Below are 19,671 nucleotides of genomic sequence, written 5' to 3'. Positions count from 1 at the left end.
GGTGGGGTGCCGCGGCCCGGGGGGAACGGACGCGGCACCCCGGCTCAAGGGGGCCGGACCCGGCTCTAGGAGACGCTGCGCAGCGCGTCCGCCGGCCGCATCCGGGACGCGCGCCAGCCGCCCATCGCGCCGGCGATCAGCCCGCCGGTCACCGCCAGGCCCACCGCGAGGGCGATGGTGGTCGGCGAGACGGGCGCGGACAGCGCGATCTCCATGGTGTTCTGCGTGGCCTGCGCGCCCGGACCGCCACCGCCGGGGCCGCCGCCCATGCCGCCACCGCCGGAACTGCCGAGCTGCGCGGTCAGCTTGGGGCTGATCGCGGTGACGGTGTACGCGGCCGCGAGTCCCAGGCCGATGCCGAGGGCGCCGCCGATCAGACCGTTCACCATCGACTCGCCGACGACCTGCCGGGTCACCCGGCGGCTCGGCCAGCCGAGCGCCTTGAGCGTGCCGAACTCACGCACCCGGCGGGACACCGCCGAGGAGGTCAACAGCGCGGCCACCAGGAAGGCGGCGACGAGCACCGCGATGGACAGCCACTTGCCGACACTGGTCGCCAGGTCGGAGGCGGTGGACAGGGAGCCCGAGACGGTCTCCGCGAGATCGGCCGAGGTCGTCACCGTCGTACCCGAGATGTTCTTCTGGATGGTCGACTTGACCGAGTCGATCTGCTGGGAGTCGGTCGCCTTGACGTAGATCGTGGTGACCTGGTTCTTGGCGTCGGCCAGCGTCTGGGCCTGCTTCAGCGGCAGGTAGACGTCGGTGGTGGACTCGCTGCTGGAGGCCGTCGCGATACCGATGATCGTGTACTTGGTGCCGGAGATCTTGAGGGTCTTGCCGACCTTGTACGAGTTCTCCTTGGCGTAGGACTTGCTGAGCACCACGACCTTCGCGTCGGTCTGCGCGGCCGTGAAGGTCTTGCCGGAGGTGATCTCCATGCCGGCCAGCGGGCCGAGGGTCTGGTCGGTGACGTCGACGCCGGCGACCGAGTAGGAGTTCACGTCGAACGAGGCGCCGCCGCCCTGCACCTGGGGGGCCGCCGTGCCGGTGCCGCCGCTGCCGCCACCGGGGCCGCCCTGGCCCTGGGACTGGCTGCTGCCGGTCGAGGACTGCGCCTTGCCCTGGGTGAAGGAGCCGTCGACCTTGGTGACGTTCAGGGTGAGCGCGCCGACCGCGTTCGCCACGCCCTCCTGCTGGGAGACCTTGGCGACGAGCGCGGCCTTGAGGGCCTGGCCGCCCTGCGTCATCACACGGTCGGAGCTCTGCTTGTCGTCGCTGTCGTTGGAACTGGCGTCGAATTCGAAGTTCGGTCTGCCCGAGCTGTTGTCGGTCGGTGCCGACCTGGCCTTGGTGACCGTCATGTCGGTGCCGAGGCCGTACAGCGACTTCAGGACCTTGTCCTGAGCCTGAGTCATGCCGGCCGACACCGAGTTGACGGTGATGACAAGCGCGATACCGAGCGCCAGACCCAGTGCGATGACCAGGGCGGCCTTCTTGCGCCGGCCCAGCTCGCGCTTGAGATAGATGCCAAACATCCCGTTCCCCAGAGGTTCTTGGCGCCCGCTGTGGGCGCTGCCTCAAGGTAGGGACCTTGCATTGCGGAGCCGTGAGTAAGCGATGTGCAAGGCCTGAGAAGGGATGTGCGAGAGCTGAGAAAGTGTGCGGCAGCCGTTCCATCCACCGGCGTGTACTCCGCGGTCCCGCGCGGAGCCCACCCCCATCCGGTGCGGTGGAACGGCTGCCGTCTCCCCCCTCGGTTTCGGTCTGCGGAAGTGCCCTGTTCCAAATGTGAAGCTCTGATGGAGGAGATGTAGAGCATAAGTCCGCCACCGGCCCGTATGGACCGGATGTTCATATTCCGGTTGTGCAGATTGAACCCTCAACCGCGTCCGACGTACGGCATCGCCGTCGCCAGCACGGTCGCGAACTGCACGTTCGCCCCCAGCGGCAGCTCCGCCATGTGCCGCACCGTGCGCGCGACATCCGCGACGTCCATCACGGGCTCGGGCGCGACCTCGCCGTTGGCCTGCAGAGCACCGGTCTGCATCCGCGCGGTCATGTCGGTCGCCGCGTTCCCGATGTCGATCTGCCCGACCGCGATGCCGTACGGCCGCCCGTCGAGGGACAGCGACTTGGTGAGGCCGGTCAGGGCGTGCTTGGTCGCGGTGTAGGCGACGGAGTGCGGACGCGGCGTATGGGCGGAGATCGAGCCGTTGTTGATGATCCGCCCGCCCTGCGGATCCTGCTCCTTCATCTGCCGGTACGCCGCCTGCGCGCACAGGAACGCCCCGTTGAGATTGGTGTCCACCACGTGCCGCCACGCGTCGTACGGCAGCTCCTCGACGGGCACCCCGCCGGGACCGAACGTCCCCGCGTTGTTGAACAGCAGGTCCACCCGCCCGAACCGCTCCACGGTCGCGGCGAACAGGGCCGCCACGTCGTCGGGTTGCGCGACATCGGTGCGTACGGCGAGGGCGGCACGCTCGGGTGCGAGCGCCGCCGTCTCCTCCAGTGTCCCGGTGCGGCGCCCCGCCAGCGCCACGGACCATCCCGCCCGGAGCAGTTCCACGGCGACGGCCCGCCCGATGCCCGAGCCGGCGCCGGTCACGACGGCGATCTTCGATCCACGTTCAGTCATGGCAGGGAGCGTACGAGGTCCATCCGTAATGCGGAATCAATAGTCCGCGATACGGATGTCTCACTCCCCCGGGTAGCGGACCCCGACGCGCTCGCGGACCGTGTCCATCGTCCGCATCACCGCGAGCGTGCCGTCGAGCGGGACGAGCGGCGACTCGGTCTCACCGGCCCGCAGCGCGCGCATCACCTCGACGGCCTCGTGCTTGAGGCTGTTGCGGGGACCGGCCTCGGCCTTGAACTCCTCGGGGTCACGGCCGTCCCGGTGCAGCACGAACCGGTCCGGGAAGAAGAAGCCGTACGGCACGTCGATGCGGCCCAGCGAACCGGTGACCGACGCCGAGGTCGCCGTACCGCCGATGATCGAGCAGTGCACCGAGGCGAGCGCGCCGCTGTCGTAGGAGAGCAGGGCGCCTGTCTGGAGGTCGACGCCCTCGTCGGAGAGCGTCGCGCGGGCCGCGATGTCCGACGGCTCCCCGAGCAGCAGCTGGGCGAACGACACCGGGTACACACCGAGGTCGAGGAGCGCTCCGCCGCCCTGTGCCGGGTCGCGCAGACGGTGGCTGGGCGGGAAGGGCCCGGCCAGCCCGAAGTCGGCCTGGACGCTGCGCACCTCGCCGATCGCGCCGTCGTCCACCAGCGCCTTGAGCTGCCGTATCAGGGGATTGCAGTTCATCCACATGGCTTCCATCAGGAAGCTCCCGCGCTCCCGCGCGAGCCCGACCAGTTCCTCCGCCTCGCGCGCGTTCAGCGTGAACGCCTTCTCGCACAGCACGTTGCGCCCGGCCTCCAGGCACAGACCGGCGGCCGCCCGGTGCGCCGAGTGCGGGGTGGCGACGTAGACGACATCGATGTCCGCGTCCTCGGCCAGCGCGCCCCACTCGCCGTACGCCCGCTCGATCCCGAACCGCTCCGCGAACGTCTTCGCCGACTCCTCGCTCCGCGAGGCCACCGCCACGACCTCCGCGTCCGGCAGATCCACCAGGTCGGCGGTGAACGCCGCCGCGATCCCACCGGTCGCCAGGATTCCCCAGCGCACCCTCTGCTCCGTCATCCCCGCGTCCATCCTCGCTCGCGTGACACTCGCCACTGTGTACGAGCTGAGAGCATAGGTGGCGGATCGGATTCAGAGGGAGGGGCACATGCCCGACAGCGGGGCATCGACATCGGACCTGGAACAGGCGGCTGCGGCACCGGCGCAGCCGCCCACTCGTGCCGCCCGCCGCACCGGCTGGGTCGTCACCCTCACCCTCGGCGGTCTGACCGCCACGCCTCCGCTGGCGATGGACATGTACCTCCCCTCGCTCCCGGAGGTCACCAACTCCCTGCACGCGTCCGCCGCGACCGTCCAACTCACCCTCACCGCGTGTCTGCTCGGCATGGCCCTCGGCCAGCTCGTGGTCGGCCCGATGAGCGACCGCTGGGGCCGCCGGGGCCCGCTGCTCGCCGGCCTGGTCGTCTACGTCCTCGCCACCGCCCTGTGCGCCCTGGCGCCCACCGTCGAGACCCTGGTCGCCTTCCGGCTGACGCAGGGGCTGGCGGGCGCGGCCGGGATAGTGATCGCGCGGGCCGTCGTACGCGATCTCTACGACGGTGTGGCCATGGCCCGCTTCTTCTCCACCCTGATGCTGATCGGCGGGGTCGCCCCGATCGTCGCGCCCGTCATCGGCGGACAGATCCTGCGGGTGACGGACTGGCGGGGCGTGTTCGTGGTGCTGACGGTCGTCGGCGCGCTGCTGGCCGTGCTGGTGTGGGCCCGGCTGCCGGAGACCCTCCCGGTGGAGCGGCGCCATGTCGGCGGGGTCGGCGCGGCCCTGCGGTCCATGGGCGCCCTGCTCGCCGACCTCCCCTTCACCGGCTTCATGCTCGCGGGCGGCTTCGCCTTCGCCGCCCTGTTCGCGTACATCTCGGCCTCTCCCTTCGTCATCCAGGAGATCTACGGGGCCTCGCCGCAGACCTTCAGCCTGCTCTTCGGGCTGAACTCGGTGGGCCTGGTCGTCGTCGGCCAGATCAACGGCAAGGTGCTGGTCGGCCGGGTCAGCCTGGAGAAGGTGCTGGGCGCCGGGCTCGCCATCGTCATCGCCGCCGCGACCGCGCTGTTGCTGATGTCCCTGGGCGTGTTCGGCGAGCCCGGTCTGGTGGCCGTGGCCGCCGCTCTCTTCGTCCTGATGTCGGCGATGGGCATCACCCTCCCCAACGCCCAGTCCCTCGCCCTCCTGCGCACCAAGCACTCCGCGGGCTCGGCCTCCGCCCTGCTCGGCACCTCCTCCTTCCTGATCGGGGCCATCGCCTCCCCGCTGGTCGGGATCGCCGGGGAGGACACCGCCGTACCGATGGCCGTGGTCCAAGTCGTGTCGGCACTGGTAGCGCTTGCCTGTTTCATGGGAATGTGCCGTCCTTGGAACAGACGTGCGATCGCGGAGGGAGCAGAGAGCTGAGCGCGCCAAGACTGCGCAGCGACACACCGGAACGGGCCGGACTCGACCCCGGAGAGCTCGAACACCTGACCCAGGAGGCCCACGACCTCACCACCGGCGAGCGCCCCTGGGCGGCCGGCACCGTCGTCGTCGCCGGACGCGGCCCCGTGATCGCCGTCGAGGCGGCGGCGGGCTGGGCGGTCCGGTACGCCTCCTACGACCCCGAGGCCGACGCGGGCGTGGAGCTGCCGCGCAAGGCACGCGTCCCCATGACGGTCGCGACCCCCTTCGACCTCGCCTCCCTCACCAAGCTGTTCACCGCGGTCGCCACGATGCAGCAGATCGAACGCGGCACCCTCGGCATCGACGCCCGGGTGGGCGCGTACCTGCCGGACTTCCGGGCCGCCGCCCGGCACGGGGTGACGGTACGGGAGCTGCTCACGCACACCTCCGGGCTCCGCCCCGAACTCCCGCTGTACGACTGCGCGGACGACGCCGAACGGCTGGAGCTGCTGCGGTCCGAACCCCCCATCGGCGTGCCCGGCACCTACACGTACTCGGATGTGAACCTGCTCCTCCTCCAGCACGTCCTGGAACGCATCACCGGCCGGGGCCTGGACACCCTCGTCCACGACGGCATCACCCGGCCGCTGGGGATGACGGCCACCGGGTTCGGGCCGTGCCCCGGGGCGGCGGCGACGGAGTACCAGCGAAGGCCCTGGGCCAAGGCGGACCGGGGGATGCTGCGGGGGGTCGTCCACGACGAGAACGCGTGGGCGCTGGGCGGTGTGGCGGGCCACGCCGGTCTCTTCTCCACCGGCCGTGACCTGGCTGTCTTCTGCCGCGCCCTGCTGGCGGGCGGCTCCTACGGCCCCGCCCGCATCCTCGGCCCCGACTTCGTCGAACTCATGCTGACCCCGCCCGGCCTGGGCTTCGCCGTCGACCAGCCGTGGTTCATGGGCGAACTGGCGGGGCGGGGGGCCGCGGGCCACACCGGCTTCACCGGGACCTCGCTGGTCCTGGACCGCTCGACGGACACGTTCCTGGTGCTGCTGTCGAACGCGGTCCACCCCCGAAGACGGCCACCGGACAGCAGACCGAGAGCGGCGGGTGCCACCCGTCTGGCGCGCGCGGTCCGGCCCACCAGTCTGTCCGGCGGGTGAGGGCGACGGCGTTCGGGGCGGGTTCCGGGCGACCTAGAATCACCGGGTGAACGCCCCCGTATCCCCGGCCGAGACCCTTCGCGCCACCCTTGCCACCGTCCTTGACGGACTGCCCCCGAAGCAGGCCGCGCAGGCCGTCGACCGGCTGATCGCCACCTACCGCGGTGCCACCCCGACCGACGCGCCCATCCTCCGGGACCGGGCGGACGTCGCCGCGTACGCCGCGTACCGGATGCCGGCCACCTTCGAGGCGGTGCGCTCGGCGCTGGACGCGTTCGCGGAGGCGGTGCCGCGGTGGGTGCCGGGGAGTCATGTGGACGTCGGCGGGGGGACCGGGGCGGCGACCTGGGCGGTCAGTGCCACCTGGTCCGGGGCGCGGTCGGTCACGGTCCTCGACTGGGCGGAGCCCGCGCTGGCCCTCGGCCGGGAGATCGCCGTGGCGAACCCGGCGCTGGAGGGCGCGACGTGGCGACGCTCGCGGATCGGTTCCGCCCTCGCGCTCGAGAGCACGGACCTCGTCACGGTGTCCTACGTCCTGAACGAACTCACTCCCGGCGACCGCACCGCCCTCGTCGACGCCGCCGCGGGTGCCGCGCAGGCGGTGGTGATCGTCGAGGCCGGTACGCCGGACGGTTACGCCCGGGTCATCGAGGCCCGTGACCGGCTGATCGCGGCCGGCTTCCAGGTCGCGGCTCCCTGTCCGCACAGCGCGGCCTGCCCCATCGTGCCCGGCGAGGACTGGTGCCACTTCTCGACACGGGTCAGCCGCTCGTCCCTGCACCGGCAGGTCAAGGGTGGCTCCCTGGCCTACGAGGACGAGAAGTTCAGCTACGTCGCCGCCGCCCGCTTCCCGGTCACCCCGGCCGTGTCCCGCGTCATCCGCCGCCCCCAGATCCGCAAGGGCCAGGTCCTGCTGGACCTCTGCGAGACGGATGAGCAACTGTCCCGCACGACGGTGACGAAGCGGCACGGCGACCTGTATAAGGCGGCAAGAAACGCGACGTGGGGCGACCCCTGGCCCCCACTGCCGTAACCGACCCTTTCCTCGCCCCCGCCGCCCCTACCCGTCCCGTCCCTGGGGGCTGCGCCCCCAGACCCCCACTGTCGGCCCTGAACGGGCCTCGTCCTCAAACGCCGGACGGGCTGGATATCTGGACCGGCGTCAGTAGATCCAGCCCCTCCGGCGTTTGAGGAGCGGGGGTCCAGGGGGCGGAGCCCCCTGGGGATGGGACGGGTAGGGGCGGCGGGGGCGAGGAACCCTCGGGTTCGGCGAGACGGGGCGTCTCACTCGCCTGCTACCGTCGGGCCATGGTCAAGCAGCCCGCCCCCGACACCACTCGCCGCAGCGAGAAGTCCCGCCGCGCCATCTATGACGCCGCCCTCGCACTCGTCGGCGAGGTCGGCTACCCCAAGACCACCATCGAGGGCATCGCGGCCCGCGCAGGCGTCGGCAAGCAGACGATCTACCGGTGGTGGTCGTCGAAGGCGGAGGTGCTGATGGAGGCCTTCCTCGACCTCGGCGAACAGTCCGCACGCGAGGCCGGCCAGGAGTCCTACGCCTTCCCGGACACGGGCGACCTCGCCGCCGACCTGAAGGCCGTACTGCGCGCCACCGTCGACGAGCTGAGGGACCCCCGTTTCGAGGTGCCGTCCCGCGCCCTGGCCGCGGAGGGCGTCGTCAACGAGCAGCTCGGCCGGGAACTGGTCGCCAAGCTGCTCGAACCCTCGCTCCAGCTCTACGTCGACCGTCTGCGCACCGCACAGGACACCGGCGAGGTACGCCAGGACATCGACCCGCGCATCGCCCTGGAGCTGTTCGTCTCGCCCCTGGCCCAGCGCTGGCTCCAGCACACCGGCCCCATCGACCACACGTACACCGACACCCTCGTCGACTACGCCCTCTACGGTCTCGCCCCGCGCTGAGGCACCCGCGCCAGCCGCCCCGGCGTATCCGTGATCACCCCGTCGCAGCCCAGCCGCAGCACCCGGTCCCGCTGCGCCGCCGTCACCACCGTGTGGGCCCACACCCGCCGGACCCCGGAGTTCACCGCCCGGACCAGGTCCGCGTCACGTGCCTTGTAGTCGACGTCCAGGACGTCCACGAAGGACCGCCACCGCTCGGGACGGTCGGTGCGCAGCTGCTGGGCCGAGCGCCACAGGCCGGTCAGGAGGCCCAGGCGATGGGCCCGCCGAGCCAGTGCCGGGTCGTTGGAATGGACGACGACCGAGCGGGTCAGGCCCCGGGAGCGGAGCAGTGCCGCCAGCGGGGACACGCTCCGGGGGTCCTTCGCCTCCAGCATCAGCACGGCCCGCCCGCCCAGCAGATCCAGCACCTGGGCCACGGTGGGCGGCCGCTCCGACCGCCAGCTGCCGGGGAGGGAGGCCTTGGGACGCACCCGTACGCCCTGCCACTCCCGCACGTTCAGCTTGTGCACCTCGCCGCCCAGATACGTCGTGCGGTTCAGCAGCGGATCGTGCATCACGACCAGCGTGCCGTCGCTCAGCATGCGGGTGTCGAAGTCCAGTACGTGGGCCGTACGGCGTGCATAGGCGGCCATGAGCCCCGACAGGCTGTTCTCGGGCACCTCACGGGCGCCGCCGCGATGGGCGACGTATGTCACACGCGGCAGCGAGTCCACTGTGAGCGGTCCGGGTCCCCACTCCAGCGGGATCGTCGGTCCCAGCAGCGAGACCAGGGAAACCGCCGAAGCCAGGCCCGTCAGCGCGATCCTCGTGACCATGACGACCACGGTAGGGGCGCCGGGTCTCTAAATCCTGTCAAAGCGGAGGATTTCACCCGATCCTCCTCCCCGGTACGCCCTGTCCCGCCTACCCCGGTTGTCGGCTCCGGCCACCGGGAGCGCAGGATGGTGGGACCATAGAGCATGCTGTCCGCACCACAGCGAGGCGAGGCGATACATGAGCCAGGAGTTCGGCGGCCGGACCGGCCGGCAGGGCAAACTCACCCAGTGGCTGCGTGGACGCCGCCCGAAGGACGCCGCCGACGACGGCGGCCGTGAGGCCCTGCTGCTGGCCGCCGCCGGGGCGGGACTGCCTCTCGCGCCCGCCGCGCACCCGGCCGGCTACCGCTGTTCCTGCGACCGCGTCGGCTGTCCCACGCCCGCCCGGCACCCCGTCTCCTTCGCCTGGCAGACGCAGTCCACCACCGACCGCACCCAGATCGAGCGCTGGGCCCGGCATCAGCCGCAGGCCAACTTCATCACCGCGACCGGCATGGTGCACGACGTCCTGGACATGCCCCTCGACGCCGGCCGCGAGGCCCTGGAACGGCTGCTCGCCTCCGGTATCGAGGTCGGCCCGGTCGCCGAGACCGACGGCCGGCTGATGTTCTTCACCCTCACCCGCGGCACCCCCGAGGACGAGGACGAGTGGTGGCCGTGCGAGCTGGACTGCCACCCCGAGACGATGGACGAGCATCCGGGGCTGCGCTGGCACTGCCGCGGCTCCTACGTCCTCGTACCGCCCGCCCGGCTGCCCGGTGACGGTCGGACCGTGCGCTGGGTACGCGGCCCGGAGCACCCGCTGCCCGACCCGCTGAGCCTGCTGGAGATCCTCACCGACGCCGGCGCCCGCTGGGCCGGCGAGGACCGGGATCACGCCTCCACGGCCTGGCCCTCGCGCGGCTGAGGCACCTCCCGGAGGGGGCTACTCGCCCTTCGCCGCCGTCAGTCCCTGGATCCGCCCCAGCACCGACACCTGCCCGCCGTCCGCACCCTTCGCCGGGTCCAGGGCGACCTCGTTGGAGACGAACTCCATCGTCAGCGACTGCTTGACCTCGCCGGTCGTCAGGGCGTCGACGGCCGCGTTCTGGTCGGGGAGCGTGGTGCCCGCGTAGGCGGTCTGCTTCATGAAGTGCCGCGTGCTGAAGAACACCAGGGCGCCGCCGTCCTTGGTGCGCAGCGCCAGCGGGGCGTAGTCACCGTTCGTCAGCGACTCGTCGATGTACTGCGTGGCCCGCCCCGGCTTCTTGGCGTCCTTCGTGCGCTGGGCGCGCCATCCGCTGGTGTGCGCGCCCGCCGCGAAGGTCCTGCCCTCGCCGTTCTGCAGATACGTCGCGTAGCCCTGGCTCAACTGCTGCGGGGCGACGGACAGTTCCGTCGAGTTCGCGGGAACGGCCTCCGCCCAGCCGTCCGTGTCCGTCTTGAACTGCGGTACGTCGTCCGGTGCGACCAGCGTCAGATACGCCACCTGGAACGGCTCGTCCAGGCCGTCGCGCGTGAACACGAACAGCCAGCGCGCGCTGCCGCCCTTGTTCGCGGCGGTGTCGGCGACGAACCAGCGAGGCCAGCCCGCCTTCTTGGGGATGGTGTACTTCGCGTCGGCCAGCTTCAGCGGGGTGTGCGCCGTGTTGCCCTGCGGGCTGTTGGCCCGGCCCGCCTTCAGCCGCGCCGCGTCGATGTCGGCGAGAGGCCCGGTGACGTGGTCCGCGTCCAGGGAACTGTCGTACGTTTTGTCGGCGTTGTTGTACGCGGCCGTGAACTCCCGGAGCGCCTCGGCGGCTTCGGCCCTGGTCGTCGCGGGGAGCACCTCGCGCTCCCCGTGGACCACCACGCACCCGCTCGCCGTCAGCGACAAAGCGGTCACCGAGGCCGCTGTCAGCACCCTCCGGTCAAGACTGCGGAGCCTTCGAGGGCTGCGATCCCTGCTCATCGGATGCCTTCACCTTCCCCTTCCCGGAGGCGAACCCTACCGGGGCGAGGAACAGCGCGAGCGTCGGGACCAGGTACAGCAGCCACACCGTGACCTGGAGCACGGTCGGGTCCGGCTGGAAGTTGAAGACGCCCTTCAGCAGGGTGCCGTACCAGCTGTCCGGCGGGATGGCCCCGGAGATGTCGAAGGCCTTGTCGTTCAGGCCCGGCAGCCAGTCGGCCTCCTGGAGGTCGTGGAAGCCGTACGCCAGCACGCCCGCCGCCACGACGACCAGCATGCCGCCGGTCCACGTGAAGAACTTGGCGAGGTTGATCTTCAACGCGCCCCGGTAGAACAGCCAGCCCAGCACGACCGCCGTGGCGATGCCGAGCCCCACACCGATCAGCGGGCGCGGTGTCCCGTCACCGGCCGCGTGCACCGACGCCCACACGAACAGGGACGTCTCAAGACCCTCCCGGCCGACCGCGAGGAACGCGGTGGCGACCAGCGCGCCGGTGCCCATCCGCAGGGCCGCGTCCAGCTTGCCGTGCAGCTCCGCCTTCAGGTGCCGGGCGGTGCGCCGCATCCAGAAGACCATCCACGTCACCAGGACGACCGCGAGGATCGACAGGGAACCGCCGAGCGCCTCCTGCGCCTTGAACGTCAGCTCCTGGGAGCCGAATTCGAGGGCGCAGCCGAAGCCGAGCGCGATCGCGACCGCGACGGCGATGCCGATCCAGATGGGCTTCAGCGCGTCCCTGCGCTCCGTCTTCACCAGATAGGCGATGAGGATGCAGACGACGAGAGAGGCCTCCAGGCCCTCGCGCAGACCGATCAGATAGTTGCTGAACACGGCTACGCCTCCTTGGAGAACAGCGTGCTGCCCCACCAGTCGTCCTTGTCACGGACGCCGGGCGGGACGGCGAAGACCGCCGAACCCACGTGCTGGATGTACTCGTTGAGGGCGTCCGGGGCGAGGTTGCGCTGGATCTGCACGAATCCCTTGCGCACATCGCGCTGGTACGCGAGGAAGAACAGCCCCGCGTCGAGCCGACCGAGCCCGTCCGTGCCGTCGGTGAAGGAGTAGCCGCGGCGCAGAATGGTCGCCCCGTGGTTGGCGTCGGGGTGTGCGAGGCGGACGTGCGCATCGGGCTTCATCGCCTTCAGGAACGGCTTGTCGCGCTCCTTGGCCTTGCCGACCGGGGCGCCCTCACCCTTGTCGCGGCCGAAGATGTCCTCCTGCTCCTGCAAGGAGGTGCGGTCCCAGGTCTCGATGTGCATCCGGATACGGCGGGCGACGAGGTAGGAGCCGCCGACCATCCAGTCGGGCCCGTCCTGGTCGGAGACCCACACGAACTTCTCCAGCCGGTCCGTCTCGGTCCCCGCGATATTGCGGGTGCCGTCCTTGAACCCCATGAGGTTGCGCGGGGTCTGCTCCTCCGGCGTCGTGGACGAGGTCTTCCCGAAGCCGAGCTGCGACCAGCGGATGACGACCTTGCCGAAGCCGATACGGGCCAGGTTGCGGATGGCGTGCACGGCGACCTGGGGGTCGTCGGCGCAGGCCTGGATGCACAGGTCGCCGCCGCTGCGGTTCTTGTCGAGGGCGTCCCCGGCGAACTTGGGCAGCTCGAAGAGACCCTCGGGCTGTTCGCCCTCGAGCCCGAACTTCCTGAACAGCGACGGCCCGAAGCCGATGGTGAGGGTGAGTCGCGAGGGCTTGAGCCCCAGCGCCTCACCGGTGTCGTCCGGCGGCGCCTCGGCCAGCCCCCCGAAGGCGCCCTCACCGACCGCCTGCCCGCCGGTCATCCGCCGCGCGGCCGCCGTCCAGTCCTTGAGCATCTGCACGAACTCGGCGCGGTCCTCGGTCTTCACGTCGAACGCGGCGAAGTGCAGCCGGTCCTGCACGGGAGTGGAGATACCGGCCTGATGGCCGCCGTGGAACGCGACGGCGGCCCCCGCCTCGGCGCCCGCGGGGTCCACGTCGTTGCCGGCCCGCGTCATCGCCACCGCCCCGCCGGCCGCGGCGGCACCGAGCGCGAGCCCGGCACCGCCCCAGCCGATCAGCGAACGGCGGGACGGGGAGGGCGAGTTCTCGGTGGTGGAGGTCTCGCCCGTGGAGTTCTCGGTCATGAGGGCTCCCCCTGCTTCACTTCGCGACAACGGCGGCGGCGAGCTTGGACAGCGGCTCCGCGAGGGCGTTCACCGCGTCCGACAGCTCCTTCTGCTGGTCCTCGCCGACCTTGTCGTACGAGGTGAAGTCGTACGACGTCTTGTCGGCGCGGTACTTGTCCAGCAGCGTGTTGAGCGCGGCGAACTGCTTGTCGAGCTCGGTCGTGAGCGCGGCGTTGTTCTCCTTGGCGACAGGCTTCAGCAGCTCGTACGACTTCTCCGCGCCCTCCACATTGGCCTTGAAGTCGACGAGGTCGGTGTGCGAGTACCGCTCCTCCTCGCCGGTGACCTTGCCGGTGGCGACCTCGTCCAGGAGCTCCTTGGCGCCGTTGGCCATGGAGGTCGGGGTGATCTCGGCCTTGCCGACCCGGTTCTGCCAGTCCTTGAGGTCGGTGATCAGCTGGTCGGCGAGCTCGGAGTCACGGGCGGTGAGCTTCTTGTCCTTCCACAGCGAGCGCTCCAGGCGGTGCCAGCCGGTCCAGTCCTTCTCCGGGTCCTGGCCGTCCTCCAGGCCGTCCTCGCGGACGTCGACCTTCGGGTCGATGTCACCGAAGGACTCCGCGACCGGCTCGGTGCGCTCCCAGCCGATACGGGAGGGGGCGTAGGCCTTCTTCGCGGCCTCGATGTCCCCGTCCTTGACCGCCTTGGCGAAGGTCTCGGCGAGCGGCAGCGTCTCGTCGGCCTGCTCCTGCACGTAGGTGCGGTAGGCGGCGACGGCCTTGTCGAGGCGGGGGTCGCGCTTGGCGGCGGTGCCGCCAGTGGCCTTGACGTCCTGGCGGATGCCGTCGCCCTTCATGCCGGGCTTGCAGGCGATCGTGTAGTCGCCGGCCTTGACCTCGGCGGTGACGGTCTGCTTGGTGCCGGGACCGATGTTCTCGCGCTCGCTGACGACCCGGTCGTCCGGGAAGAGGATGTAGACCTCGGTGACCTTGGAGCCCTTGTTCTCGATGGCGAGCTCGACGTGGCCGGCCGGGAACTCCTTCTTCGACACATCGCACTTGCTGTCGGTGGCGGTCACGCTGATCACGCGGTCGCTGTCCCCGGAGCCGCCCTTCTCGGTGCACCCGGTGAGGGCGGTCAAGGCCGCCACGGTGGCGGTGGCGGTGACTGCGGAGAGTCTGGCGGCTCGCATGCGGGCTCCCGGGCGATGGCTGAAAAATCACGTGACAGGGCTCACAGAGTTCGGTGAGGCTCGCCTAACTTATCCGAGCCTTACCTGCGTGATACCCCACCGTCCCGTGATTCACCTCTCATAGACGGTGTAAGAGCACGAGCCGATCACGGTGACTCAAAACGGACCCCAAGTAAAGGTCAAAGGAGATTCAAAGGTTCCGCTCAGGGTTTCGAGCAGCGCCCCCGTCCGAGGGTGCGGAAACACCTCCACGGGCTGGTCGTACACCTCCGACAGCAGCCGCTCGTCGAAGACCTCCTTGGGCGCCCCGTAGGCGGCGACCCGCCCGGCACGCAGGACCGCGACCCGGTGCGCGTACGCGGCGGCGAGCCCCAGATCGTGCAGTACGACGACCACGGCGTCCCCCTCACGCGCCCGCTCCCGGCACACCCGCAGCACCAGCTCCTGATGCCTGAGGTCGAGAGCCGCGGTCGGCTCGTCCAGCAGCAGCAGCGGAGCCCGCTGCGCGAGCACCCGCGCGAGCGCGACCCTGGCCCGCTCACCGCCGCCGAGCGCGCCGAAGGGCCGGGACGCGAAGGCGGCGACCTCGGTCTGCCGCATGGCCTCGGCGACGGCCCGGTCATCGTCGCCGGGCGCGATGGCGGCCCAGGGGGCCCTGCCCATCCGTACGACGTCCTCGACGGCAAAGGGAAAGGAGAGGGAGGCCGACTGCGGCAGAACAGCCCTCCGCAGGGCGAGCTCGGCCGCGGACCACTCCGTGGCGGGGCGGCCGTGGATGCGTACGACTCCGTCGGCTGCCGCGATATCGGCGGCGAGCGCACCGAGGAGGGTGGACTTCCCGGCACCATTGGGCCCGACCAGCGCGAGCACCTCCCCGGCACGAACGGTGACGTCGATGCCTTGCAGAGCCACGGCAAGCACAGCTCCGGGCTCGACGGGGACCGGGGGAGTGGGGCGATGGCGGAGGAGTCTCATGACGGGGTCCTTGGAGGTGGAGGGCACCAAGAGGCGCCGAGATGACAATGCCGATGCAGGTGACGCCCCCAGGCGCGCGGGGAACTGCGCGACCAGCCCCCACGGCCCGCACCCGCCGTACAACCTTTAGGCCCAACTCCCCTGGGGGCGCGGGGAACTGCGCGACCAGCCCCCACTCGCCCGCAGACGCCACACGACCCCTACGCCCATCCCCCCTGCCCGCGCCGCGTCCGCCGCAGCAGCCAGAAGAAGAACGGACTGCCCAGCAACGCCGTCAACACCCCCAGCGGCAACTCCGCCGGCACCGCAACCGTCCGCGCAGCCAAATCCGCCGCCAACAACACCAGCGCCCCCGTCAACACACTCCCCGGCACCAGGAACCGATGCCCCGCCCCCGCCACCATCCGCAGCAGATGCGGCACCACCAGCCCCACGAAGCTGATGATCCCGGACACACTCACCGCCGCCGTCGACAACGCGATCACCAGCACCAGAACGATCCGCAACCGCTCCACATCCACCCCCAGATGCCGAGCCGGCCGCTCACCGAGGGACAGCAGATCCAACCGCCGCGCGTACAGAGGCGCCACCGCCAGCCCGAGCACCGCGCACGACAGCACCGCGACCACCTTCGGCCACGTCGCCTGCGCCAACGACCCCAGCTGCCAGAACGTGATCTGGTTGACGGCCGCGGTGTCCGCGAAGAACAGGAACAACCCGATCACCGCCCCCGCGAACGCGTTCACCGCGATCCCCGGTGAGAATCAGCGTCACGACCTCCGTACGCCCCCGGACCGCGACATCGCGTACACCATCAGCACCGTCCCGAGCCCCGCGACGAACGCGAACACCGACACCGTCCACGTACCGAGGAAGCCGATCCCGAACGCGATCGCCGCGACCGCCCCCACCGCCGCCCCCGAGGAGACACCGATGACCCCCGGCGCGGCGAGCGGATTGCCGAACATGCCCTGCATCAACGCCCCCGCACACCCCAGCGAGGCCCCGACGAGCAGCGCGAGCACGATCCGCGGGAACCGCACGTTCCACAGCACCGACTCGGCGACTCGGTCCAACTCGCCGCCCCCGAGCCCGACTTTGTGCTGCACGGAGCCGAGGACGTCCCCGACCGGGATCGGATAGGCCCCGACACCGGCCGCGACCGGCACGAGAACGAGCAGCCCCACGACCAGCCCGACGGTCATCAGCCACGCGGCCGAACGCCGTCTTCGCGGCGGGGATTCAGCCACCTCGCCCGCCGGAGCCGCGGTCTTCTCCAGTACGGTCACGCCCCACCGTCCTCCGTGTGTCGCGCGAGTTTAGGTTAGCCTTGCCTTGCTTTTCGGGTATCACGGGTGCGCAGGCGTCGTACCGAGGCGTAGAACTGTCCCCGTGAACAGGGGAAACAGGGAACTGCTGGGTCCGGGGCGCCTGGTGCTGAACGTGTCGGCCCGCCCCGGCCCACCGGCGTTGCGCTTCGAGACGACGGGCGACGGGCGGCTCCTGCTCCGGCAGGGAGAACGGCCCGTACTGCTGGGCCGCACGGGCGAGGGCTGCTGCCGCGAGCTGCACCTGCACCGCCTCGACGGTTACCGCTCCCCGCTGCCGCCACTGCGCTCGGCGGACATGCGGTCGAACGTCAACTGGCCCCACCGGTACGCGCGTTGGCTGGAGGACGCGGACGGCACCCCGTTGCTGGACGGACGCTGGGAGCTGGCCCTGCAGACCGAGTTCCCGCCGTACGTCTGGACCGAGGAGTTCGTGAAGGTGTGGCCGGGCGGCCGGTTGGAGCTGTACTGCGGTGGCGGCTGGAACGGCGTTCTCCCGCTCCGCCGCCTCTCGCCACCGGACGCCGGGCGGGTGAAGGCGTACCGCAAGCACGCCCGCGAGGGAACGCTCGCGCCCGTCCTGCTGTGGTCGGTGGCCTTCCTGGACGGCTGTGTGATCCTGGACGGCCACGACCGGGCGGTGGCCGCGCTGGCGGAGGGCCGGACGCCGGAGTGCGTGCTGCTCAACCGGGTGCCCGACGACGACAAATGGCGCCAGGCCGCCGCGAAGGCGACCCGCGACCACGAGGAACGGATACGGCAGCTGACGGCGAGCCCCGACGATGCGGGCCACGCACGCCAACGGGCCGCCATGGAGCGGGGGTACGCCGAGCTGATCGCCTCGCTTCCTTACGGCATGCCCCCCACCGACATCTGGCCCCTTCCCGGCGGAGCGCGGGCCTGGGACGAGCTCGCCGACCGCGCGATGCTTCAATTCCCCCGTGACTGACTACGACGTACTGCGCGTCTTCTGTGCGCCGAACGGCGGATACGGCAATGAACTCGGCGTGGTGCGCGAGGGATCCGTGATGCCGGACCGCGAGGAGCGGCAACTGTTCGCCGGGAAGCTCGGGTTCAGTGAGACCGTGTTCGTGGACGACCCGGAGCGCGGGGTCATCGACATCTACACGCCGACGCTGCGGCTGCCCTTCGCCGGCCACCCCTGCGTCGGCACGGCATGGCTGCTCGACGTGCCGGAGCTGGTCACCCCGGCCGGTGTCGTGGGCGCCCGGCTCGACGGCGAGTTCAGCTGGATCGAGGCGCGGGCGGAGTGGGCGCCGCCGCGGACGCTCAGGCAATACGGGACGGCCGCCGAGGTCGACGACCTGGACGTGCCGCCGAAGGGGGAGTGGATCTACGCCTGGGCCTGGGAGGACGAGCCCGCGGGGCGGGTGCGCGCGCGGGCGTTCCCGGGCCGTGACGACGGGATCGACGAGGACGAGGCGACCGGCGCCGCCGCCCTCCTGCTCACCGAACGGCTGGGCCGCGCCCTGAACATCACCCAGGGCGCGGGCTCGCAGATCCTCACCGCTCCCCAGCCCGGCGGCTGGGTGGAGATCGGCGGCCGGGTGTACCTGGAGCGCTAGGCGCTCAGGGGGAACTCCTCGCCGAGGGCGCGGAAGACCGCCGTGTTGAGCGCGAACGCCCTCTTGCACTCCGTCACGATCCGCTGCTTCTCCAGGTCGTCGACCCGCACCCCGTCCAGCAGCTCTCGGTAACCCCGCTTGAACGCGGCGGGGTTGGCGATCCCCTCGAAGACGTAGAAGCGCACTCCGTCGCCCTTGCGCTCGAAGCCCCAGGTCCGCTCCGCCTTGTCGCGGATGATCTGGCCGCCGGAGAGGTCGCCGAGGTAGCGCGTGTAGTGGTGGGCGATGTAACCGGCCGGCCACTCGGTGGCGCACTCCCGGACCCGGTCCGCATAGGCCCGCGTGGCCGGCAGCGCGGTCAGCCCCGTACGCCAGCCGGCGCCCCGCAGATGCTCCAGGTCCCGCTCCAGCGCGCCCAGCCGGTACAGCTCGGGCTGGATGAAGGGCCCGGTCACCGGATCCGCGGCCAGCCGCTCGGCCCCGCTCTCCAGCGCCTCGTACACGAACCACAGCTGCTCGGTGTAGCGCGCGTACGCGTCCACGCCCAGCCTGCCGCCGAGCAGGTCACTCATGAACGACGAGGTCTCCGCCTCCACGTGCTGCTCATGGGACGCGGTGCGGATGACTGTCGAGAAGGAGTCCATGCAGTGCATCCTCTAAGGTAAGGCTTACCTAAGTCAATAGGTTTGCCGACGCCCTGTCGGTAAAAGCGTACAAGAAAAGACCCGCCCCCATCAGGGGGCGGGCCCTCGGGCTCGCTACGGCAGCGTCAGGATCTCGGCGCCGCTGTCCGTCACCACCAGTGTGTGCTCGAACTGCGCCGTGCGCTTGCGGTCCTTCGTGACGACCGTCCAGCCGTCGTCCCACATGTCGTACTCGTGCGTCCCGAGCGTCAGCATCGGCTCGATCGTGAAGGTCATGCCGGGCTGGATGACCGTCGTCGCGTGCGGACTGTCGTAGTGCGGAATGATCAGCCCGGAGTGGAACGACGAGTTGATCCCGTGCCCCGTGAAGTCCCGCACCACCCCGTACCCGAAGCGCTTGGCGTACGACTCGATGACCCTGCCGATGATGTTGATCTGGCGTCCCGGCCGGACCGCCTTGATCGCGCGCTCCAGCGACTCACGCGTCCGCTCGACCAGCAGCCGGCTCTCCTCGTCGACGTCCCCGACCAGGTACGTCGCGTTGTTGTCGCCGTGCACCCCGCCGATGTACGCCGTCACGTCGAGGTTGACGATGTCGCCGTCCCGCAGCACCGTCGAGTCCGGGATCCCGTGGCAGATCACCTCGTTGACACTGGTGCACAGCGACTTGGGGAAGCCGCGGTAGCCGAGCGTCGACGGATAGGCGCCGTAGTCGCACATGTACTCGTGCGCCACCTTGTCCAGCTCGTCGGTGGTCACACCGGGGGCGATCAGCTTCGCCGCCTCCGCCATCGCCCGCGCGGCGATCCGGCCGGCGACCCGCATCGCCTCGACGGTCTCCGGAGTCTGCACCTCCGGCCCGGTGTACGGCGTCGGCCCCGGCTTGCCGACGTACTCAGGACGACGGATGTTTCCGGGCACGGAACGGGTGGGGGACAGCTCCCCTGGTACAAGCAGCGACTGGCCAGACATG

The 19,671-nt window shown here is 70.8% G+C and carries 18 protein-coding genes and 1 pseudogene; 7 read left to right on the top strand and 12 right to left on the bottom strand.

Going from position 1 to position 19,671, the window contains the following annotated elements:
• Positions 1 to 65 precede the first annotated feature (65 nt).
• From OG381_RS15895 to OG381_RS15885, 3 genes are all read right to left on the bottom strand, one after another.
• Positions 66 to 1,535 (bottom strand): ABC transporter permease, encoded by a 1,470-nt coding sequence (locus tag OG381_RS15895; protein ID WP_327716755.1) that lies wholly within the window; start codon positions 1,533 to 1,535, stop codon positions 66 to 68.
• A gap of 344 nt (positions 1,536 to 1,879) precedes the next feature.
• Entirely contained in the window at positions 1,880 to 2,638 is a 759-nt protein-coding gene (locus OG381_RS15890) for an SDR family oxidoreductase (protein ID WP_327716754.1), read from the bottom strand.
• Positions 2,639 to 2,698: 60 nt separating this feature from the next.
• Complete coding sequence (locus tag OG381_RS15885) at positions 2,699 to 3,688, bottom strand: Gfo/Idh/MocA family protein (RefSeq protein ID WP_327716753.1); 990 nt, start codon at positions 3,686 to 3,688, stop codon at positions 2,699 to 2,701.
• 88 nt (positions 3,689 to 3,776) lie between these two features.
• On the opposite strand from OG381_RS15885, the gene OG381_RS15880 reads away from it, so the two are divergent.
• The 4 genes from OG381_RS15880 (at position 3,777) to OG381_RS15865 (ending at position 8,137) form a co-directional block, all read left to right on the top strand.
• A complete protein-coding gene (locus OG381_RS15880; protein WP_327716752.1) occupies positions 3,777 to 5,072 on the top strand; it encodes a multidrug effflux MFS transporter in 1,296 nt (431 codons plus the stop codon).
• Positions 5,024 to 6,214, top strand: a complete 1,191-nt coding sequence (locus tag OG381_RS15875) for a serine hydrolase domain-containing protein (protein ID WP_327716751.1) — start codon at positions 5,024 to 5,026, stop codon at positions 6,212 to 6,214. The genes OG381_RS15880 and OG381_RS15875 overlap by 49 nt, the downstream gene beginning before the upstream one ends.
• Before the next feature lie 46 nt (positions 6,215 to 6,260).
• Complete coding sequence (locus OG381_RS15870) at positions 6,261 to 7,247, top strand: small ribosomal subunit Rsm22 family protein (protein ID WP_327716750.1); 987 nt, start codon at positions 6,261 to 6,263, stop codon at positions 7,245 to 7,247.
• A 275-nt stretch (positions 7,248 to 7,522) separates the two neighbouring features.
• On the top strand, positions 7,523 to 8,137 hold the full coding sequence (locus OG381_RS15865) for a TetR/AcrR family transcriptional regulator (RefSeq protein WP_307031684.1): 615 nt from the start codon (positions 7,523 to 7,525) through the stop codon (positions 8,135 to 8,137).
• On the opposite strand, the gene OG381_RS15860 is transcribed toward OG381_RS15865, so the two are convergent.
• On the bottom strand, positions 8,116 to 8,955 hold the full coding sequence (locus tag OG381_RS15860) for a glycerophosphodiester phosphodiesterase (protein ID WP_327716749.1): 840 nt from the start codon (positions 8,953 to 8,955) through the stop codon (positions 8,116 to 8,118). The genes OG381_RS15865 and OG381_RS15860 overlap by 22 nt on opposite strands.
• A gap of 178 nt (positions 8,956 to 9,133) precedes the next feature.
• Here OG381_RS15860 and OG381_RS15855 point away from each other — a divergent pair, with 178 nt between their 5' ends.
• Entirely contained in the window at positions 9,134 to 9,862 is a 729-nt protein-coding gene (locus OG381_RS15855) for a bifunctional DNA primase/polymerase (RefSeq protein WP_327716748.1), read from the top strand.
• Between the two features lie 18 nt (positions 9,863 to 9,880).
• On the opposite strand, the gene OG381_RS15850 is transcribed toward OG381_RS15855, so the two are convergent.
• The 6 genes and pseudogenes from OG381_RS15850 to OG381_RS15825 all read right to left on the bottom strand — a co-directional run bounded on the left by OG381_RS15850 (position 9,881) and on the right by OG381_RS15825 (position 16,345).
• Positions 9,881 to 10,885, bottom strand: coding sequence for a hypothetical protein (locus OG381_RS15850; protein WP_327716747.1), 1,005 nt, complete (start codon positions 10,883 to 10,885; stop codon positions 9,881 to 9,883).
• A complete protein-coding gene (gene efeU, locus OG381_RS15845) occupies positions 10,845 to 11,717 on the bottom strand; it encodes an iron uptake transporter permease EfeU (RefSeq protein WP_327716746.1) in 873 nt (290 codons plus the stop codon). Before efeU ends, OG381_RS15850 begins: the two co-directional genes overlap by 41 nt.
• A gap of 2 nt (positions 11,718 to 11,719) precedes the next feature.
• Positions 11,720 to 12,994, bottom strand: coding sequence for an iron uptake transporter deferrochelatase/peroxidase subunit (gene efeB / locus OG381_RS15840; RefSeq protein ID WP_327716745.1), 1,275 nt, complete (start codon positions 12,992 to 12,994; stop codon positions 11,720 to 11,722).
• 16 nt (positions 12,995 to 13,010) lie between these two features.
• On the bottom strand, positions 13,011 to 14,165 hold the full coding sequence (efeO, locus tag OG381_RS15835) for an iron uptake system protein EfeO (RefSeq protein ID WP_327716744.1): 1,155 nt from the start codon (positions 14,163 to 14,165) through the stop codon (positions 13,011 to 13,013).
• Positions 14,166 to 14,321: 156 nt separating this feature from the next.
• On the bottom strand, positions 14,322 to 15,140 hold the full coding sequence (locus OG381_RS15830; RefSeq protein WP_327716743.1) for a heme ABC transporter ATP-binding protein: 819 nt from the start codon (positions 15,138 to 15,140) through the stop codon (positions 14,322 to 14,324).
• Positions 15,141 to 15,340: 200 nt separating this feature from the next.
• Positions 15,341 to 16,345 (bottom strand): annotated as a pseudogene (locus OG381_RS15825) (FecCD family ABC transporter permease).
• A 187-nt stretch (positions 16,346 to 16,532) separates the two neighbouring features.
• On the opposite strand from OG381_RS15825, the gene OG381_RS15820 reads away from it, so the two are divergent.
• Positions 16,533 to 17,417 (top strand): hypothetical protein, encoded by an 885-nt coding sequence (locus OG381_RS15820; RefSeq protein ID WP_327716742.1) that lies wholly within the window; start codon positions 16,533 to 16,535, stop codon positions 17,415 to 17,417.
• The gene (locus OG381_RS15815) at positions 17,410 to 18,054 is read left to right on the top strand and encodes a PhzF family phenazine biosynthesis protein (RefSeq protein ID WP_327716741.1); all 645 of its coding nucleotides are present in this window, start codon (positions 17,410 to 17,412) and stop codon (positions 18,052 to 18,054) included. The genes OG381_RS15820 and OG381_RS15815 overlap by 8 nt, the downstream gene beginning before the upstream one ends.
• Here OG381_RS15815 and OG381_RS15810 read toward each other — a convergent pair.
• Positions 18,051 to 18,698: a biliverdin-producing heme oxygenase gene (locus OG381_RS15810; protein WP_327716740.1), complete on the bottom strand. Its 648-nt coding sequence runs from the start codon at positions 18,696 to 18,698 to the stop codon at positions 18,051 to 18,053. The genes OG381_RS15815 and OG381_RS15810 overlap by 4 nt on opposite strands.
• Positions 18,699 to 18,812: 114 nt before the next feature.
• Entirely contained in the window at positions 18,813 to 19,670 is an 858-nt protein-coding gene (gene map, locus OG381_RS15805; RefSeq protein ID WP_327716739.1) for a type I methionyl aminopeptidase, read from the bottom strand.
• Between the last annotated feature and the right edge of the window lies 1 nt (position 19,671).

Source organism: Streptomyces sp. NBC_00490 (assembly GCF_036013645.1).
GTDB lineage: Bacteria > Actinomycetota > Actinomycetes > Streptomycetales > Streptomycetaceae > Streptomyces > Streptomyces canus_F.
Note: the sequence above shows the minus strand (reverse complement) of the source record. Positions and strands in the feature narration are given on the sequence as shown.

Coding starts and splice junctions, on each gene's coding strand:
- OG381_RS15850 (WP_327716747.1), bottom strand. CDS start 10,885: ATGAGCAGGGATCGCAGCCCTCGAAGGCTCCGCAGTCTTGACCGGAGG.
- efeB (WP_327716745.1), bottom strand. CDS start 12,994: ATGACCGAGAACTCCACGGGCGAGACCTCCACCACCGAGAACTCGCCC.
- map (WP_327716739.1), bottom strand. CDS start 19,670: ATGTCTGGCCAGTCGCTGCTTGTACCAGGGGAGCTGTCCCCCACCCGT.
- OG381_RS15855 (WP_327716748.1), top strand. CDS start 9,134: ATGAGCCAGGAGTTCGGCGGCCGGACCGGCCGGCAGGGCAAACTCACC.
- OG381_RS15885 (WP_327716753.1), bottom strand. CDS start 3,688: ATGACGGAGCAGAGGGTGCGCTGGGGAATCCTGGCGACCGGTGGGATC.
- OG381_RS15830 (WP_327716743.1), bottom strand. CDS start 15,140: ATGAGACTCCTCCGCCATCGCCCCACTCCCCCGGTCCCCGTCGAGCCC.
- OG381_RS15865 (WP_307031684.1), top strand. CDS start 7,523: ATGGTCAAGCAGCCCGCCCCCGACACCACTCGCCGCAGCGAGAAGTCC.
- OG381_RS15890 (WP_327716754.1), bottom strand. CDS start 2,638: ATGACTGAACGTGGATCGAAGATCGCCGTCGTGACCGGCGCCGGCTCG.
- OG381_RS15810 (WP_327716740.1), bottom strand. CDS start 18,698: ATGGACTCCTTCTCGACAGTCATCCGCACCGCGTCCCATGAGCAGCAC.
- OG381_RS15880 (WP_327716752.1), top strand. CDS start 3,777: ATGCCCGACAGCGGGGCATCGACATCGGACCTGGAACAGGCGGCTGCG.
- efeO (WP_327716744.1), bottom strand. CDS start 14,165: ATGCGAGCCGCCAGACTCTCCGCAGTCACCGCCACCGCCACCGTGGCG.
- OG381_RS15895 (WP_327716755.1), bottom strand. CDS start 1,535: ATGTTTGGCATCTATCTCAAGCGCGAGCTGGGCCGGCGCAAGAAGGCC.
- OG381_RS15860 (WP_327716749.1), bottom strand. CDS start 8,955: ATGGTCACGAGGATCGCGCTGACGGGCCTGGCTTCGGCGGTTTCCCTG.